At 72.5% G+C, this 17,145-nt stretch carries 17 protein-coding genes; 4 read left to right on the top strand and 13 right to left on the bottom strand.

All coding sequences use genetic code 11. The features are described 5' to 3' along the window. Window positions 1–15 precede the first annotated feature (15 nt). The 4 genes from hslO to GRI72_RS07735 all read left to right on the top strand — a co-directional run bounded on the left by hslO (window position 16) and on the right by GRI72_RS07735 (window position 3,768). Entirely contained in the window at window positions 16–909 is an 894-nt protein-coding gene (gene hslO, locus GRI72_RS07750) for an Hsp33 family molecular chaperone HslO (protein ID WP_160733344.1), read from the top strand. A gap of 45 nt (window positions 910–954) precedes the next feature. After that, window positions 955–1,392, top strand: coding sequence for a DUF3617 domain-containing protein (locus GRI72_RS07745; RefSeq protein WP_237486941.1), 438 nt, complete (start codon window positions 955–957; stop codon window positions 1,390–1,392). A gap of 71 nt (window positions 1,393–1,463) precedes the next feature. Beyond that, window positions 1,464–2,171 (top strand): 7-cyano-7-deazaguanine synthase QueC, encoded by a 708-nt coding sequence (gene queC, locus GRI72_RS07740; RefSeq protein ID WP_160733343.1) that lies wholly within the window; start codon window positions 1,464–1,466, stop codon window positions 2,169–2,171. Beyond that, window positions 2,152–3,768, top strand: a complete 1,617-nt coding sequence (locus GRI72_RS07735) for a spinster family MFS transporter (protein WP_160733342.1) — start codon at window positions 2,152–2,154, stop codon at window positions 3,766–3,768. The genes queC and GRI72_RS07735 overlap by 20 nt, the downstream gene beginning before the upstream one ends. 133 nt (window positions 3,769–3,901) lie before the next feature. Here the strand turns inward: GRI72_RS07735 and GRI72_RS07730 are convergent, their stop codons facing one another. The 13 genes from GRI72_RS07730 to GRI72_RS07670 all read right to left on the bottom strand — a co-directional run bounded on the left by GRI72_RS07730 (window position 3,902) and on the right by GRI72_RS07670 (window position 17,114). Beyond that, window positions 3,902–4,441, bottom strand: coding sequence for a superoxide dismutase family protein (locus tag GRI72_RS07730; RefSeq protein ID WP_160733341.1), 540 nt, complete (start codon window positions 4,439–4,441; stop codon window positions 3,902–3,904). Between the two features lie 91 nt (window positions 4,442–4,532). Continuing rightward, window positions 4,533–5,618, bottom strand: a complete 1,086-nt coding sequence (locus GRI72_RS07725) for an OmpA family protein (RefSeq protein ID WP_160733340.1) — start codon at window positions 5,616–5,618, stop codon at window positions 4,533–4,535. 194 nt (window positions 5,619–5,812) lie between these two features. Then, window positions 5,813–6,286 (bottom strand): DUF2793 domain-containing protein, encoded by a 474-nt coding sequence (locus GRI72_RS07720; protein ID WP_160733339.1) that lies wholly within the window; start codon window positions 6,284–6,286, stop codon window positions 5,813–5,815. Between the two features lie 58 nt (window positions 6,287–6,344). Next, entirely contained in the window at window positions 6,345–8,543 is a 2,199-nt protein-coding gene (locus GRI72_RS07715; RefSeq protein WP_160733338.1) for a GTA baseplate fiber-binding domain-containing protein, read from the bottom strand. Window positions 8,544–8,548: 5 nt separating this feature from the next. Beyond that, complete coding sequence (locus GRI72_RS07710; protein WP_160733337.1) at window positions 8,549–8,965, bottom strand: NlpC/P60 family protein; 417 nt, start codon at window positions 8,963–8,965, stop codon at window positions 8,549–8,551. Then, window positions 8,962–9,777: a DUF2163 domain-containing protein gene (locus GRI72_RS07705; RefSeq protein WP_160733336.1), complete on the bottom strand. Its 816-nt coding sequence runs from the start codon at window positions 9,775–9,777 to the stop codon at window positions 8,962–8,964. Before GRI72_RS07705 ends, GRI72_RS07710 begins: the two co-directional genes overlap by 4 nt. Continuing rightward, window positions 9,774–12,113 carry a DUF2460 domain-containing protein gene (locus GRI72_RS07700; RefSeq protein ID WP_160733335.1) on the bottom strand — a complete coding sequence of 780 codons (2,340 nt, stop codon included), beginning with the start codon at window positions 12,111–12,113 and terminating at the stop codon, window positions 9,774–9,776. The genes GRI72_RS07705 and GRI72_RS07700 overlap by 4 nt, the downstream gene beginning before the upstream one ends. A gap of 322 nt (window positions 12,114–12,435) precedes the next feature. After that, the gene (locus GRI72_RS07695; RefSeq protein WP_160733334.1) at window positions 12,436–12,840 is read right to left on the bottom strand and encodes an HK97 family phage prohead protease; all 405 of its coding nucleotides are present in this window, start codon (window positions 12,838–12,840) and stop codon (window positions 12,436–12,438) included. Then, window positions 12,837–13,145, bottom strand: coding sequence for a DUF6127 family protein (locus tag GRI72_RS07690; RefSeq protein ID WP_160733333.1), 309 nt, complete (start codon window positions 13,143–13,145; stop codon window positions 12,837–12,839). The genes GRI72_RS07695 and GRI72_RS07690 overlap by 4 nt, the downstream gene beginning before the upstream one ends. Before the next feature lie 174 nt (window positions 13,146–13,319). Beyond that, the gene (locus tag GRI72_RS07685) at window positions 13,320–14,456 is read right to left on the bottom strand and encodes a phage portal protein (RefSeq protein ID WP_160733332.1); all 1,137 of its coding nucleotides are present in this window, start codon (window positions 14,454–14,456) and stop codon (window positions 13,320–13,322) included. 97 nt (window positions 14,457–14,553) lie between these two features. After that, window positions 14,554–15,081, bottom strand: a complete 528-nt coding sequence (locus GRI72_RS07680; RefSeq protein WP_160733331.1) for a hypothetical protein — start codon at window positions 15,079–15,081, stop codon at window positions 14,554–14,556. Window positions 15,082–15,148: 67 nt separating this feature from the next. Then, window positions 15,149–16,453, bottom strand: a complete 1,305-nt coding sequence (locus GRI72_RS07675) for a DNA-packaging protein (RefSeq protein WP_160733651.1) — start codon at window positions 16,451–16,453, stop codon at window positions 15,149–15,151. An 82-nt stretch (window positions 16,454–16,535) separates the two neighbouring features. Further along, the gene (locus GRI72_RS07670; RefSeq protein WP_202389011.1) at window positions 16,536–17,114 is read right to left on the bottom strand and encodes a hypothetical protein; all 579 of its coding nucleotides are present in this window, start codon (window positions 17,112–17,114) and stop codon (window positions 16,536–16,538) included. Between the last annotated feature and the right edge of the window lie 31 nt (window positions 17,115–17,145).

Below are 17,145 nucleotides of genomic sequence, written 5' to 3'. Positions count from 1 at the left end.
CCCCATATTGCGGCCATGACGCAAGCGACCGAGACATATACCGACAAGCTGCTGGGTTTCACCATCCCGGGGCGCGACGCACGCGGCAAGGCGGTGCGGCTCGATCGCACGGTGGACGCGATCCTCGCCGCGCACGACTATCCCCCCGCGATCACCCACCTCCTCGCCGAGGCGCTGGTGCTCGCGACGCTGACCGGGGGCCTGCTCAAGGACGAGAGCGGCCAGCTGACGATGCAGGCCCAGACCGAAGGGGGCGTCGTGCGCCTGCTGGTCTGCGACTATCGCGACGGCGCACTGCGCGGCTACGTCGATTTCGACCGCGAGCGGCTCGCCCGGCTCGGCGCCAATCCGTCGCTCGAGGCGCTGTTCGGCGAAGGCTACCTTGCCATCACCTTCGACATGAGCGGCGGGCGCGGCCGCTACCAGGGGGTCGTGCCGCTGGAAGGCGAATCGCTGGCCGAGGCCTGCGAAAGCTATTTCGCGCAGTCCGAACAGGTGCCGACGCTGATCCGCGTCGCTGCGCGCGCCGGGCACGACGGCTGCGTCGCGGGCGGCCTGCTGATCCAGCACCTGGCCGACGGCGAGGAGGGGCGCGAGCGGCTGCACGTGCGCATGGACCACCCCGAATGGGAACACGTCGCGGTGATGGCGGGGAGCACCCGACACGAGGAGCTGGTCGATCCCGGCCTGTCGCTGGAGGCGCTGGTCTGGCGCCTGTTTCACGAGGAAAGCGAGGTCAGGATCCAGCCCGGCCCCGACGTCGTGCGCGGCTGCCGCTGCTCGGCCGACCATTACCGGCAGGTCCTCGGGCGCTTTCCCGAGGAAGACCGCGCCGACATGCGCGATGCGAACGGGAAAATCCTGGTCGATTGCGCGTTCTGCTCGAAAGTGTTCGAAATCGAGGCGTGAACGGCCTGTCGCGTCTGTGCAACGTCTTGTCGGGAGGCGCGGTTTATGAATAGTCTGCTTCGCGAACTGTCGGGAGGATGGAAAATGGCCCCCAGGGCCCTGGCCACTGCCGCGCTGCTCGGCGCCGGATGCACGCTGTTCCCGGCCGCGGCGCAGACGCCCGGTCTCGCCATGCTCGACCGGCTCGACAGCGGCGAATGGGAATTGCGCCTGCGCGAAGACGGCGCACGGCAGCGGGTCTGCGTGCGCCACGGGCGCGACCTGATCCAGCTGCGCCATCCGCGCGGCGACTGCTCGCACTACGTTGTCGAGGACGGCGCGAGCGAAGTGACGGTCCAGTATACCTGCCGCGGCAGCAACTATGGCCGCACCAGCATCCGCCGCGAAAGCGCGACGCTGGCCCAGATCCAGAGCCAGGGGATGGTGGGCGGGCTCCCGTTCCAGTTCACGGCCGAGGCGCGCCGGGTCGGCGCCTGCCGCTGACGGCTGCTGCCGGCGGGCGAGGGGCCATGGTTGTGATTGCCACCGCGGCGATTTCTGCCTAGCCCGGCGCAATGGGATCGCCACCGGGCCAGACCGCCGGCAACCGCGCCGTCGTCCTCCTTTCGGGGGGGCTCGATTCGATGGTTGCCGGGGGCATCGCGCGCGAAGAGGGGCGCAGCCTCTACGCGCTGACGATCGATTACGGGCAGCGTCACCGGGTGGAACTGGATGCCGCGCGAAAGGTCGCCGACGCGCTCGGATGCGAACGGCACGTGATCCTGCCGCTGGACCTGACCGTGTTCGGCGGTTCGGCGCTGACCGACGACATCCCCGTGCCCACCGGCGGCGTGGAAGAGGGCATTCCGGTCACTTACGTGCCGGCGCGCAATATCGTTTTCCTCTCGCTCACCCTCGCCTGGGCCGAAACGGTCGGGGCCGAGCAGATCTTCATCGGCGTCAACGCGCTCGATTACTCGGGCTATCCCGATTGCCGGCCGGAATTCATCGCCGCGTTCGAACGGATGGCCCGGATCGGCACGAAGGCCGGGGCGGAGGGGAGCGCGCTGACGATCCGCGCCCCGCTGCAGTTCATGACCAAGGCCCGGATCGCCGCCGAGGCCGCGCGGCTGGGGCTCGACACCGGCATCAGCTGGTCGTGCTACGCGCCCACGCCCGCCGGGCTCGCCTGCGGGGTTTGCGACAGCTGCCGATTGCGGCAGAAGGGTTTTGCAGAAGCGGGGATAGAGGACGGGATAACGTATGAGCGAACCACAGGCTGAGGCACCGCAGGCGCAGTCGGGCGCCGTTCCCGACAACGACAAGGTGCCGGCCTACAGCTGGTACGCGCTGGGCGTGCTGGTGGTTGTCTACGTCCTCAACTTCATCGACCGGCAGATCCTCTCGATCCTCGCCAACGACATCAAGCTCGACCTGGGGGTGGAGGACGATTACCTCGGCTTCCTCTACGGCACTGCCTTTGCCGTCTTCTATGCCCTGTTCGGCATTCCGCTCGGCCGCCTGGCCGACAGCTGGAAACGGATCCGGCTGATGAGCCTGGGGCTGGCGCTGTGGTCGGCGATGACGGCGCTCTCGGGCTTCGCGCGCAACGCGGCGACCCTCACCGTCGCGCGCATCGGCGTCGGCGTGGGCGAGGCGACGGCCAGCCCGGCCGCCTATTCGCTGATTTCGGACTGGTTCCCGGCGCGGCTGCGCGCGACCGCGCTCGCGATCTATTCCTCGGGCCTCTACATCGGCGGCGGCGTCTCGCTGCTGATCGGCGGCCTGGTGGTGGAGAACTGGAACGCCGCCTACCCCGACGGCGGCCCGCTCGGCCTCGCCGGCTGGCAGGCGGCCTTCCTCGCGGTCGGCATCCCCGGCCTCCTGCTGGCGCTGTGGGTCCTGACCTTGCGCGAGCCGGTGCGCGGCGCGATCGACGGGCTGCCGACGCCCGAAGACCCGCATCCGTTCCGCGGCTTCGTCAACGAGCTGCTCCAGGTCATCCCGCCCTTCACGGTGATCGGCGCTGCGCTGCGCGGCCTGCCGGCGCTGGCCATCAATCTGGCGGGCGCCGCGTTCTTCGCGGTCGCGGCGGTCCTGCTCTCGCGCGCCGTGCCGGCGACCTCGTCGCTCGTGCCCGGAATTTCCGACCAGTGGCTGTTCCTCGGCGTCGGCTATTACGCGGTGTTCAGCTGGGCGATCTCGCTCAAGTCGCGCGACTTGCCGACTTTCCGCCTGACGTGGGGATCGCCGGCCTTTCTCACGATCGTGCTGGGCTACGGCACGGTCGCCTTCATCGCCTATTCCGCCTCGTACTGGGGCGCGCCCTATGCCGAGCGGGCGCTGGGCGCGGACAAGAGCGATCTCGGCTGGTTCCTCGGCGCGCCGTCGGCCGTGGCCGGGTTCCTCGGCGTGATCCTGGGCGGGCGCCTGGCCGACTACCTGCTCGAACGGTTCCAGACCGGGCGGATCTGGGTGGTCCTGTTCGGCCTCCTGGCGTCGGTGCCGCCGCTGGTGGTCGCCTACAACACGCCGAGCCTGCCGCTGTTCTACGTCGCCAGCTTCCTCGCGCAGCTCACCTCGGCCTCGGCCCTCGGTGCGGCGGCAGCGACCAGCCAGGCGCTCGTCCTGCCGCGGATGCGGGGGCTGGCGACGGCGACGTTCTTCCTCTCGACCACGCTTGTCGGCCTGGGGATCGGGCCGTTCATGGCCGGCTACGTCTCGGCCACCAATGGCGACGACCTCTCCTTCGGGATCATGTCGACGCTGGTCGTCGTGCCGATCGGCTTCGTCCTGCTGATCGCAGCGCTCAAGCTGGTGCCTGCTGCGGCTTCATCGGTCGTCGAGCGCGCGCGCGCGGCGGGGGAGCCGATTCCCTGATCCGCGATCCCGCGCCTTAGGAGGCGAACAGACGGCAGCGGCCGGGACTGCGCGATAGGCGCATGATAGGCGCATCCCGGCCGCGTTTCATCGGGCGGTTCGGTGGCGGCGGCCCGCGCGGCGGGCGCGCCGATCAGGCGCGTTCGAGCACGCCGCAGGCGACGCGGGGCCCGGCATTGCCCGACGGGTTGGTGCGATAGTCGTCCGCCCCTGCGTGGATCACCACTGCCGTGCCGTCGGCGTCGAACAGCCATTCCAGCGCGCGATCGCGCCCGTGGCCGAGGTCGAAAGAGGCCGATGCGGTGCCCCCGGCGCCGACCTGCAGGTTGGGCAGGTCGCCGAAATGGCTGCCGTCGGGGTTCTCCATGCCGTGTTCGTTGTCGGTCGGGTTCAGGTGACCGCCGGCCGAGGTGAAATCGGGCGCGCGGCAGGCCCCCGTCGTGTGCAGGTGGAAACCGTGCGCGCCGGGCTCGATCCCGCTGGCCGTGACGTTGATCGACAGCTGATCGCCGACGGCCACGATCTGCGCCAGCCCCGCCGGCGTGCCGTCGGCCTTCGCGAGCTGGGCGACACCCAGGGTTTCAGCCGCGGGCGCGGTCGGCGAGACGCAGCCGGCAAGCGCGGCCGAGGCGGCGAGGGCGGCGATGCTGGTGAAGGTGGCGGTGCGGGTCATAGCGATCTCCTGTTGCGGTGATTCATGCCCTCTAACGAAAAAGGGGCCGGATTGCTCCGGCCCCTTTCCGAGTTCTTCGCTTTCGCGAAACTTACATGCCCGAACCCGGACCGTAGGTGATTTCCACCCGGCGGTTCTGGAGTTCGCGCACGCCGTCCGCGGTCGGGACCCGCGGCTGCGTTTCGCCGAACGCTTCGCTGGAGATCCGCGCACCCGGGACACCGCGGCCCGTCAGGTATTCGCGAACCGAGTCGTTGCGACGTTCCGCCAGGCCCATGTTGTAGGCTGCCGAACCCGAACGGTCGGTGTGACCGGCGAGCATGACCGAGGCCGTGCCGCAGTTCGTGTAGGCCGAAACCGCGTTGTCGAGAATGGTGGCAGCTTCGGGCGTGATGTCCGACTTGTCCCATTCGAAGAACACGATGTACGGGCCCTTGTTGCACACCGGAGCCGGCGGCGGCGGCGGCGGGGGCGGCGGGGGCGGCGGCGGCGGCGGGGGCGGCGGCGGAACCACAGCCGGCGCGGCCGGGGCGCCACCGAAGTTGAACGTCAGCGTGCCGAGGATCGAGTGCGAGCGGAAACGCGTTTCCAGTTCGCCGCCATCGGCGTCGATCAGCGTCACGTCGGGGGCGTTGAAGAAGCGATAACGCAGGCCGACGTCGATGCTGTCGGTCAGCGGCGCACGCACGCCGGCGAGAGCCTGCCATGCGAAGCCGGTGTCCGAATCGTCGAGGATGTCGGGGCCGCCGATCGTGGCGTCGATGCTGGTGCGCGCGACACCGGCACCACCGCCGACGAAGCCCTGCAGGCCGTCGTCTTCACCGAAGTCGAGCAGGCCGTTCAGCATGAACGAGAGGGCGCTGGCGTCGCCACCGGCCTCGTACTGTTCGCCGGCCGCGGTCACGCGGTCGATCGAAGCCTGACGGTAGCTGGCATCCGCTTCGAGGCGGAAGGCACCGAAGTCGTAACCGACGACGCCACCGAAATCGTAACCGGTGTCGGTATCGGCACCCGCGGTGTCGACCACGTCGCCATCGGCGTCGACGATGTCGAAGTCGAGATCTTCGACGATCATCGGGCCGCCCTGGCCTTCGATGTACCACTGGCCGTCACGTGCGAGGGCAGGCGATGCAAGGGCCGTAGAGGCCATCGCCATTCCTATGACGAGTTTCCGCATTATGTAATTCCCCTTTTTTAGCGAAATTGAAGCCACCGAGTGGCGGGTTTTCTAACTTTTCCCCAAGAGGGAGGCAAGCGGCCAATCATCCCAAACTGTTGCAAGAATGCCTCGCTTTAGGTTGTTGTGACCGAAATCTTGATCGAAAACGACCCTCCTGTCCCGCCCGAACGCGCCAGTCGCGATTGGGTTCCTCACTCGGCAGGCGGCAGAACTCCTGCAGCGGCAAGCGTTGCGATCAGGTTACCGATCGCCTCGCGCGCCTCGCTATCGACCGTCGCCCCGCCCGCGGGTGCGGCGACGGCATCGATCGCCTGCCAGCCCTCGGGCGCGCCTTCGCGATAGAGGCGGAAGTGGCCGCCTGCCCGGTCGAAGACGCGCATCCCCGCGCGCGGCACGACGAACAGCCAGGCGCCCGCCTGCCAGGCGGCAAGCTCTCCGCCGCGGCCCGCCCACGCGCCGGAGGGGGTGTCGGCGACGATCCAGCATTCCCCCTCGGCCGGCTCGCCGGGCGGCTCGGCCGCCACGCCTTCGACCGCGCAGTGGAGCAGGGCATCGATCCGCGCGAGCGATTCGTTGACGACGAATTCCTTCTGCGCCTGCGCGGGGAAGAGATGCGGCAGGGCGAAGCGGGCCGTGCCCGAGGCGAAGGCGAGTGTGTCCGGCATGGGATGGCTCCTTGGTTCTTCGGGAGGAGGGGGACCGGGTGGTCGGTGCGGAAACGGCCTAGTCGAGCGTGGCGAGGACGAGCGGGTCGGAGGCCGCGAAACTGCCGACCTGGCGGACCCAGACCGGCGCGCCGGGCATGTCGGCGGCCAGCGCGGCGCGGTCCGCCGGCGCGATCGTGAAATGCGGCTCGGCAATGTCCCAGGTGCGCAGCGGCGCCTCGGGCGGGCCGGCGCCGAGCCGGTAGAGCTCGGCCTGCTCGACCAGCGGGGCATCGACTTCGGGCAGCCATTGCCAGGCCCCGCGCGCCCGGCGGATCCAGCCGAGCGCGAGCGCGCCCGACGGCAGCAGGCGCGCCCTCGGGTGGACCGGGGCCAGTGGCCGCAAGCCTTCGCCGTGCCCCTCGATCGGGGCGATGACCGGCGCGTCGTCGGCCTGCCCGATCGCGGCGACGCGCGGCGCGGGCGTGCCGGGGGTCAGCCGGTCGCCGATCGGCAGCAGCGCGGCGTCGATCAGCGTCACCGCGGTCCCGGCGGGATGGCCGGCCCCAGCGGCCGCTTCGGTCCCGCCCCGCCCGCGCAGCAGCCCTTCGAGCCGCCAGCGCCGCGCGCCTTCCTGCACCGCGCGGGCATATTGCAGCACTTCGCGGCCGACCAGCAGCCGGTTGGCCCCGGCCGCCAGCGCCTCCGCGCCCGCGGAGGCGAGGACCATGTCGGGCGCGTGGAGATCGAGCGTGATCGAGGCCTGGCGTTCGAGCAGCCGCGCGGGCGAAGCGCCGAGCGCGCCGGCAAGGGTGCCGCCGATGCTGCGCGCCTGCCCGCTCGGCCCGATCTCTTCCAGCACGCCCCCGTCTTCGAGGTAGAGGCTCGCCCCGCGCCAGCCGGCATCGGCGGCCGACGCGGCGGCGAACGCGGGCGGCCGGGCCGGATCGCCGCGGCCGTCCCACGGCAGTTCGAACGCGCGCAGCAGCGTCGGCGGGGTGGCGCCGTCGCGGGGCAGCGCGGGCCGGCCGGCATCGCCGGGCAGGTCGGCCTCGGCCGCCGCGGCGAGTGCGTGCCGCCGCAGGTCCAGCGCAATGCCGTGTTCGTCCCACTCCCAGCTTTCGACCAGCCACAGCCCCTCAACGCCGGGCACGCGGGCGAGCTTGCCGGGGCCGAGCGCCGGGTCCAGCTCGGCGATCCGCAGCGATAGCCGCGTGCCGCGGGCCCGGGCGCGCACCGCGGCCGCCCCGGCGAGCGTGCGCGCGCGATCCGGTGCCAGCGCGCCGGGAAACTCGATCGCGCGTCCATCCTCGTTGTCGCCGCCGGCACTCGCCGCGCGCTGCAGACCGGGCTGGTAATCGCGCGCGACGTCGTAATACCGCAGCGCCGACGGGGCGGGCAGGGGGCCGGCCTCGCGCTCGAACCGCGGGCCTTCCCATGCCTCGGCCCCGTCGCGGCAGGGGGCGAGCACCGGCTCGGGCAGGTCGATCGCCGTTGCCGCGGGCGGGTAGGCGCCGGCCAGCGCGATCCCGCCGCCTGCCGTATCGGCGGCGAGGGGGAAGAGCCGGTCGATCGTCGCCAGGCTCTCGCGCAGCGGGCCGCCTTCGTAAGAGAACCCTTCCAGCCCGGCCAGCGCGACCTCGCCCCGCGCGCCGGGCACGAGCGGCCCGACCAGGTCGGACAGCGCGAACCCGCCCGCGTCGGCGAGGACTTCGAACGTCAGCGCGGGGATGCGATTGCCGAAATCGGCCAGCTCAAGATCCTCGAACACGGCATAGGCGCAGCCGCGAAAGGCGGGGCAGACGCCCCCGGCGTCGGCGGCGATCAGCGGGTCGGGGGCCTGGTCGCCGTGGCCGCCATAGACGCGCAGCGCGCCGCCGACCTTGAGATCGCCCGCCGCCCCGCGCAGTAGCTTGCCATCGGCCCAGATGCGCCCGAGCCCGGCGATCGGCCGGCTCGACAGCGCGACCGCGAACGAGCTGGAATAGCTGTAGGTCGTGGTCTTCGGCCGCCCCTTGCCGCCGCCCCCGGTCTCGCGGTTCTCGACCAGGTCGGTCGCCCAGATCACGCTGCCGGCCACGCGCATTCGCCCGAAATGGCGCGGCAGCGGCTGGCCATAGCTGGACGTGGTCACCGCCAGGTCTTTCAGCCGCGGGCCTTCGCGCCGGCCCGTGCCGATCACCGCGCCGTCGATCCCGCGCCCGACGATCGTGCCGAGCGCGCCGCCGAGGGGCCCGCCGACGAGCGTGCCGATCGTGCCGAGTACGAGAGTGGCCATTGCAGTCAGTCCTTTCCGCCGGGCCGCCAGCGGCCGAGCACCGGCCAAGGCAGCGGCCCGGGCATTGCCACGACCCGGCGCAACCCGGCGTGGGCATGGATGAAGCGGTCCGCCCCGGCGCAGACGAGCAGGTGCAGCTGCCCGGGCCCGGGTCGGACGATCACGACGTCGCCGGGGCGGGGCGGGCCGCTTGCCGGGTGGAGCGCGCTGCGCCGGGCGATCGCGTCGGGATCGCCCGGATCGGCATTGCGCAGGCCGTAACCCGCGGGCGGATCGGCCGGCAGGCCGGCACTTTCCAGCGCCGCGGCGACGAGCCCGATGCAGTCGAGGCCCGAACGCGGGTCGCGCCCGTGGAGGCGGAACGGCGTGCCGACCAGCGCCCGCGCCGCGCCGGCCACGGCCGGGCCGGGATCGCGCGTCATGGCGCGGCCGGGTAGCGCGCGAGGAGGTCGAGCCCGGGCAGGAAAGGCTCGCCCCGGAAATTGGCCGCGTTGCCGAAACGCGCGGCGCATGTCGCCAGCCGCCCGTCGCACCCCTCGCGCAGGAGCACCCGCGTGCCCGGCGCCGGCGCGGGGTCGAGCGCCCGGTCGAGCACCAGTGCGCCGTCCGACGCCGCGAGCACGCGCATGGCCAGCCCGCACAGCGGCCCGTCGATCCAGCGGACCTGCCCGCCGGGCATCAGCGCGGGATCGGGCGCGGCGAACCGGGCGGTGCCGGCCTCCGCGTCGATCGCTTCCAGCACTGTCTCGTGCGTGAAGCGCGCGGCGGGCAAGCCGCATCCCGGCCCGCAGAACCGGGCCCGGCAGGTCGGCCCGGTGCGGGGGACGAAATCGCGTTCGAGCGCGGCCTTGGCGGATCGCAGTTCGGCCGCGAATGTCCCCGCCCTCTCGCTCACCTGCCCGATCGTTCCGCCGTAGAGCACGGCGGTCTCCAGGCTTTCCCAGCAGACCGCGCCGATTTCCACCCGCGCCCCGTCGAACCGGCCCGCGGCCAGGTCCGCCGCGGCGATCCCGTCGTGGGTCAGCGCCCCGCGCACTTCGGCCTCGTCGTCGGCGAGGCCCGCGGTGCGGCGCAGGGCATGGGGCACGATGCCCGGCGCGGCGCGGTGGAGCAGGCCGCCGAAATGCAAGTCGCGATCGTGGGTAACGAAGCCGAGCGCGACCCCGTCGCGGCGGAAGATCCGCCAGAAGGTCGCGACCGTGTCCAGCTCGCGCGAAAGGAACGCCCGGCTCATGCCGCCTCGCGGATTTCGATCAGCGGGACGGAAGGCGCCTCGCCCGCGGCGAAGTTCGCCCCGGCCACGTCGAGCCGGTCCTGCTCGAACCGCACCGGCACGTCGAACGCGAACCCGGCGCGGATCTCGGCCCCCGGGGGCGGGGCCTCGACGAACTGCACGCGGCCACCGGGCAACAGCGTCCAGGCGAAGCTCTCGGCCCCGTCCACCGACACGCGCACCGTGCCTGCGCGCGGGCGGGTGATCGGCCGCAGCTGCGGCTCCGCCCCGTCGCCATAGGCCTTGACCAGCGCGAACGTGTCGCGCGCGCCGTCGCCGGTGCCGAGAAGCTGGTCGAGCGGGCCGGGCGGGCCGGTCATCCCGCTGGAGCTGTGATCGAAGGGATCGCGCAGGCGAAATCCGCGCGCCGCCCCGCGCCGGGCGCGGAAGAAGGCGATCAGCGTGCCCAGTTCGTCTTCGGAGCGGATGCCGGGCCCGACATCGAACCGCAGCCGGGCATCGGCCCACAGCGTGTTGCGCCGCTCGTGCCCCGAGGCGGTGACCGCGACCGAGGTCGCGAACTCGGGGCTGGCCGCCGCGTCGCGCCCCAGCGCGAGCGGATATTCCACGTCGTCGAAAGCCTGCACGTCGTCGTCCTCCTTCGGCGGCGCGAGCCGCGTGTATCCATCGCGCGCGACCTGCGGCAGCGCCCAGACGTAGCGTTCGCCCACCCCGCGCCCGGCGGCCCGGTCGAGCGCGGCATCGATCCGGGGCCAGAACGCGTCGGCATCGGCGGGATCGAGCACGAAGCCGGAGAGGTAATCCTGCCGCTCGACCGGGTAGCCGAGCCGCGCATCGACTTCGGCGATCGCCGCCCGGCAGCGCGCGTCGAACCCCGCGGTCAGCCAGTCGTAATCTTCCAGCTGGAGCCGGTCGAAAGCCGGCCAGGCCCAGCCCGCCGGCAGGTTGGCCCGTTTCAGTTCGGGCATGGCGGGATCGAGGATCGTCGGGGTGAAGGCGAGCAGCAGGATCTCCGTGTCGCCGCCTGCCGCCCCGCCCGCCGCATCGCGCACCGCCTGCCCCAGCGCCGCGGTCGATTGCGCCAGCAGCGCGCCGGCATCGTCGAGCAGGGCGGTCTGCGCGCCGTCCAGCGGGGCGCGCATGTCGGCGATCACCGGCGGCGCGCCGCCGAAGGCCGCGATCGCGGCATCGTCGTAGAGGCAGGGCGCGCCGCTGTGCGGGACGACCCACCACCATGGCTCGCCCACCTGGAACAGGACCGGCAGGCCCGCGGCCTGCTGCAGCGCGGTGAACTGGACCGCGGCCGATTGCAGCCAGGCCATCGCCTCCCCATTGGCCGGCGACAGCAGGGCGGAGGGTGGGTCCCACCCCGTGCGCGCCGCGCTGCCGTCGTGCGCGCGCTGTTGCCATTCGGCCGGGCAGTGATCGGCCAGCAGCTCGTAGGACAGCGAATTGATCACCGCGTATCCGGCGGCCCCCGCCGCGGCATAGAACCGCTCGTGCCAGCGCCGCGCCGGGGTGCAGATCGCCGCCGGCCGTGCGACCGGCATCGCATCCCCTTCCGCCTCCAGCCGGGGGAAATGGCTCATGCCCAGATAGTGCAGGATGCGGTCGCGGTAGCCGAGCCCGCGGATATTTCGCAGCAGCCGGGTCGGTTCCTGGTTGTAGGCATCGTCGTAAGCGGTCGCGATCCGTTCCCCGTGCGGCGGCAGCATGACATCGCCGATCGCCAGGCTCGCGTGGTCGCCGTGGCACGCGATCTCGCTCATTTCGACAAACCCTTCGGCCCGCGCGGCGAGCGGCGCCGTGCTGCCGGGGACGTAGCCTTCGGGGACCAGCGAGATGAACATGCGGTCGATGTCCGCGGGGTGGACCGGGGTGCCCGGCAGCGACCAGCCGCTGCCCAGGGCGGAGAAGGACAGCTCGATCCGCGCGTCGGTGGGGCTGCCGCTGGCATAGTTCCACAGCCGCACGTACCAGCTGCGCGCCTGCCCCGCCGCGTCGCGCCCCTCGATCGTCAGGGTCGGCCCGTTGGCCCGGTCGAGCGCGACGATCCCGCCCGAACGCCAGTGGAAGCGCAGGACGGTGTGCGAATAGTCGCGCTGGGTTTCATAGGCGAGCAGCGGGTGGTCGAGCCGATCCTCGCTCGCCCAGATCAACCCGGCGAGCTGGCCCTGGTAAAGGAACTCGCAATCGACGCGCAGGGCATCGGGCGCGGTCGCGACCACGCAGGCCATCATCGGGCGCGGGAAATCGACCGTCCAGAAACGCGGATCGAACCGCTGTATCCAGTCGGCCTCCTGCCCCCGCCGCTCGCGCGCAAGCCAATAGGGCATGGTTGTGTGTCCTTTTTTGTGGGAGCCTCAGGTTTTTTGGAGCCTCAGGCGCCGGCGGGGCCATCCGGGCCCTTGGCTATCCTCGCTCCCTGCGGTCGCTGCGGACGGCCGGTCGGCCTTGCGGTCCGCTGGTCGCGGACCGGATCTTTCCCGGCATCCTTGGCTGGGAAGGGGCTTCTTCAGGCGCTCGCGGCTGGGAAAGGTCCGGGGCTGCGACCAGCAGCCCCGCAAGCGCGACCGCGCGCCCGGAGCGCTTTGCGCGGAGGATAGCCAAGGCCGCGGATGCGGCCGCCGGCGCCTGAGGTCAACGGAAACACTTCGGTCAACAAACAAGAAACACCCGCGCGCCGTGCTGCAGCGGGTGGGTGACGAGGCTGACTTCGAACAGCTCCACATCCTCCAGCACGCGGCCCTCGGCCTCGCGGTGAAACCGGCGCGCGCGATAGCCGAAGCTGAGGCCGCTTATCGCGCGGCGGCGCAGCAGGGCGGCGGCGCGCCCGGCGGGATTGTCGAGCGCGGCGATCACGCGCAGGCCGCGCGCATCCTCGCGCGCCCGTTCGATCCAGCCGATCCGCCGGTCGGGCCGGTGCTGCCAGTAGAGCGGCAGGGGCCCGAGCGATGCCGTCCGGCGCTCGGCCAGGGTGCGGGCGAAGGCGCCCGGGCGGATCGTGTCGCGCGCGGCGTCGGCGCGGCCGAACAGCGCGGCGTAGCCGGCCAGCCGGGTCACCGCAGCGCCCCGGCGAGGCCCAGCCGCACGGTAATCCCGATCACGAGCAGCGCCAGCGCGCCGCGCACCAGCCAGGCGATCGCCGCGCGCCAGGCGCTGGCCTTGGCGTCGCGCCAGGCCTGGAGCAGCTCGCGCAGTTCGGCCAGGTCCTCGCGCGCGTCGGGATCGGCGAGGCCGGTGCGCTGGAGCGCGCGGTCCGCGCCGAGATCGGTGGCTTCCTCGACGATCGCGCGCAGCGTCACCAGCTCGCAGCCGCCGTCCTTCGCCTCGGCCATCAGCCGGGCGATCATGTCGGTCCTGTCCATGGGATCGATGTCCTTGTCGCTAGTCCTCCCCAACGACTTGCGTTGGGGAGGTGGGCGACGCCGCAGGCGTCGGTCGGAGGGGCGATGTCGCGCAGGGCCCCTCCACTCCGAGCCGCTTCGCGTCTCGCGGTCCCCCTCCCCATCGCAAGACGATAGGGAGGACCCTCTCTTCAATCACGCCAGCCCCAGCAGCGCGCGTTTCTCTTCGGCGGAGAGGAAATCGGCGGCGCTGACCTGCGCCCAGAGCTTCTCGCGGTCTTCGGCCAGCGCGGGCACGCGGTCGAGATCGACCGCCAGCCTGGCCTGCGGGAACCACGGCTCCAGCCCCTGGCCCAGCCCGGCGAGGATCTTGCCCGCCAGCGGCAGCAGCGTCAGCCGCCAGAGCGCGCGATTGGCCTCGCGGTAATTGGCATAGGTGTTGTCGCCCGGCAGGCCGAGCAGCATCGGCGGGACGCCGAAAGCGAGCGCGATGTCGCGCGCGGCGGCGGCTTTGAGGGTGGCGAAGTCCATGTCCGCCGGCGAATGGGCCATGGCCTGCCATTTCAGCCCGCCTTCGAGCAGCATCGGCCGCCCGGCATTGGCCTGGCCCTGGAAGCCGGCGGCGAGTTCGGCCTTGAGCCGTTCGAACTGCTCGCCGGTCAGGGGCGCGCCGTCGGCCCCCTCGAACACCAGCGCGCCCGAGGGGCGGGCCGCGTTCTCCAGCAGCGCGCGGTTCCAGGCGGAGGCGGCGTTGTGGATCGCCACCGCCTGCTCCGCCGCGGCCAGCGCGCCGGCGCCGTAATGGTCGTCGGCGGGGTGGAAGGCGCGCAAGTGGACGATATTGGGCCAGCCGTCCTCGTCCTCGGGCGCGATCGTCAGCGTCCGGTCGGCCAGCTTGTAGGCATAGGCGGCGGGCCAGCCGTCGTCGCCCGCCACGACCGAAACCCGCTCGGGCCGCAGGGCGAACAGCTCGACCGGCTGGCCGGCGGCGTCCTTCATCACCTGGACATAGGCATTGCCGTGCAGCAGCAGGTGCGCGGCGACCGTCTCGATCAGCGCCTGCCCGGCGCCCGTCGCGCCGACCAGCGCCTCCAGCGCCGGGTCGCTCGGCTGGATCGGCGCGCTGCCGACCCCCTCCGCGACGAGCCGCACGCTGCGCTGGGCGACCGGGTTGTCGAGGTAGGCCCGGCGCACGCTGCGGCCATATTCGTAAGGCGGGGCGCCCGCACTTTCGACCGCGAGCGCCCAGGGCGAAACGAACCCGCGCGCCAGCGGCACGCGAGCCCCGCCCCCGCCCTTGAAGGCGGAAGCGATGGTGGCGAGGAAGGACATGGGGTTTCCTTTCGGGCAATGAAAAACCCTCCCCGTCGCGGACGGCGGGGAGGGTCGATGACCGGCTCTTGCGAAGGGGGGCGGACGGGCCCCGCGGCTAGGGGCTGGGCGGGGCTTCCCACGCCAGCCCGGCGAACTTGAACTGACCGGTGGAGCAGAACACCATGACCTGGGCCGGCGCGAAAGGCCGGCTTTCGAACCGGTGGACGGTCTCGGCAACCTGCAGCTCGCCGGTGCCGTCGGCCGCGATCGACAGGGCGAAGGGGATCGGTCCTTCGGCGCTCACGGGGGGCAGCTCGCGGCGGGGCTGCTGCGCGCCGCGGTCGTTGAAGAAGACGTCGAGCCTCGGCGACCTGGGCGACGGCGCGATCAGCTGAAAGCCGAAGCTGTGGCTCCCGTCGGTCCGCGCCAGTCGCACGCCCGCCACCGGAAGCGTGTCTCCCGATCGCATTTCGACCGGCTCTATCGTCCCGCTGATGCGGAGCGGCCGGGCCGTGTCGAACGTGATCGAGGAGAACCGGCCCGCCTCGACGTCGCAATCGAATGCCAGGTCCTGGGCCATGGGCGTTCCCGGGGCGGCCAGCGACAGCGCCGCGGCCGCGGCGACGAGAGTGCGCTTCATCATCGGATCGTGTCTCCCTTCCTCTTCCTGCCTGCTTACGGGCATCGGTCCGACGCTGTCCATCGCCCTCTCAGATCACCGAGATCCGCGGGCGCGGGGCGGGGCCCAGCATCAGTTCGGTCAGCGCCCAGACGAGCGCGTCGGCGCGGTCGGGGCTGCGGCCGGGGCCGTGGTAGCGGCCACCGGCCATCAGCCCGCAGAGCTGGTCTTCCAGCGCGGGGAACAGCGCCGCGTGGCGAACCCGGCCCGCTTCGTAGAGCGCGGCGACCGGTTCGGCGCGGGCCACCTTGCCGCGGCGGGCGTGGACCAGCCGCACCGGCAGGTCGCGCCGCGCGGCGCGCAGCACGCTGGCGACCATCGCGCCGCCCTGGTTCGCCTCGGCCACGACCCGGTCCGCCTGCCAGGCGCGTGCCGCCTCGGCGACCGCGCGGGCCCAGCTTTCCGGGCTGGCGCGCTCGATCGAGGCATCGGCGAGGACGCGCGCGCCGCCGCAGGGCATCAGCGCGGCGACCACGATCCCGCAGGCATCGCCGCGCGTGCCGGCCGGGGGATCGACCCCCACGACCACGCGCACCGGATCGCCGGGCAGGGCAGCATCCTGCGCCAGGCGGCAGCGTTCGAGCAGCGCGCGGCTCCACAGCGCGCCCTCGACTTCGGCCAGCAGCTCGCCGCCCAGTTCCTGCCGGGCGAAGCTGGTCCCGCCGAACTGGCGCTCGATCGCGGCCACGAACCGGCCCGGCAGGTTGGGCCGGTTGTCGAACGTGGTCCCGCGCGTCACCGCGACCTCGCCCGTGTCCTCCGCCGCCAGCAGGCGCAGGAGGAGCGGCACCGGGCGCGGCGTCGTGGTCGCCAGCGCGCGCGGGCTTTCGCCCAGCCGCAGGCCGAGGGCGAGGTTGTCCCACGCCCGCGTCGCGCGCTCGCCCGCCATGTCCCACTTGGCGATCTCGTCGCACCAGGCATGGCTGTGTTGCGGGCCGCGCAGGCTTTCCGGCTCGCCCGCCGAATAGAGCGTGGCCAGCGCCCCGTTGGGCCAGGTGAGGCGGCGCAGCGAAGGCTCGTAGGCCGGGCAGCGGTGCGGCGGCGAGCAGGCGAGAATGCCGCTTTCGCCCTCGACCATGACCGCGCGCACTTCGGCCAGGCTCGCGCCGACCAGCGCGATCCGGGCGCGCGGATCGCGCTTGGCGATCTCGCGCACCCATTCGGCGCCCGCGCGCGTCTTGCCGAAACCGCGCCCGGCGCAGATCAGCCAGGCGGACCAGTCGCCCGCGGGCGGCAACTGGTCGCGCCGGGCCCACAAGGTCCAGTGGTGGCGCAGCTCGGCGCGCTCGTGGGGCGCGAGCCGGGCGAGTTCCTTCTGCCGTTCGTCTTCCTCCATCCGCAGCAGCTCGGCCAGCTTGCGGTCGAGCTGCGCGTCGAGCGGGTCGTCGGGCGGGTCGTGCGGCGGATCGCCCGCGCGATCAGCGGCCATCGCCCGCGTCCCCGCCGCCGGCTTCGTCGTCGTCCCCGTTCGGGCCGGAGCCGGAGCCGGAGCCGGGGGCCGCGCCGGGGCCGGATTCGGGGCCGGATTCGGGGCCGGATTCGGGGGCGGCGCGCATGGCGATCCGCCGCTGGCGCATCCGTTCCAGCTTGGCATCGATCGAGGCGAGCACTTCGTCCTCGTAAGCATAGTCGTTGCGGCCCCGCTGGCGCTGGACGCTGGCGCGGTGCGCGGCGAGCAGGCGCAGCGCGGTGGCATTGTCGTACTTGCGCCGCGCCTTGCCGGCCGGGGTCGTCGCGCCGGCCAGCTCGCCTTCGCGCAGGCGGCGCAGCAGGTCGAGCTCGAGGTTGTCGTAGCCTTCGCACAGCGCCTCGAACCACTGGTGGGCGAAGGCCGGGTCGCCGCGCCGCGCGCCATAGGCCGCGCCCGGCTCGATCCCCGCCGCCCGGGCGGATGCGGCGACGTTGGACGTGCGCGCCAGTTCCGCCAGGAAGGGCTTGCGCCATGCCTTGCCCGCCGGCGCGCGGCCGCGGGCAGGCGAGGATTTCGCCTTGGTCATGATTCGGCTCCGTGTCTTGGTGGAGAGGGGG

The organism is Pelagerythrobacter marinus, assembly GCF_009827515.1.
GTDB classification, from domain to species: Bacteria; Pseudomonadota; Alphaproteobacteria; order Sphingomonadales; family Sphingomonadaceae; genus Pelagerythrobacter; species Pelagerythrobacter marinus.
Note: the sequence above shows the minus strand (reverse complement) of the source record. Positions and strands in the feature narration are given on the sequence as shown.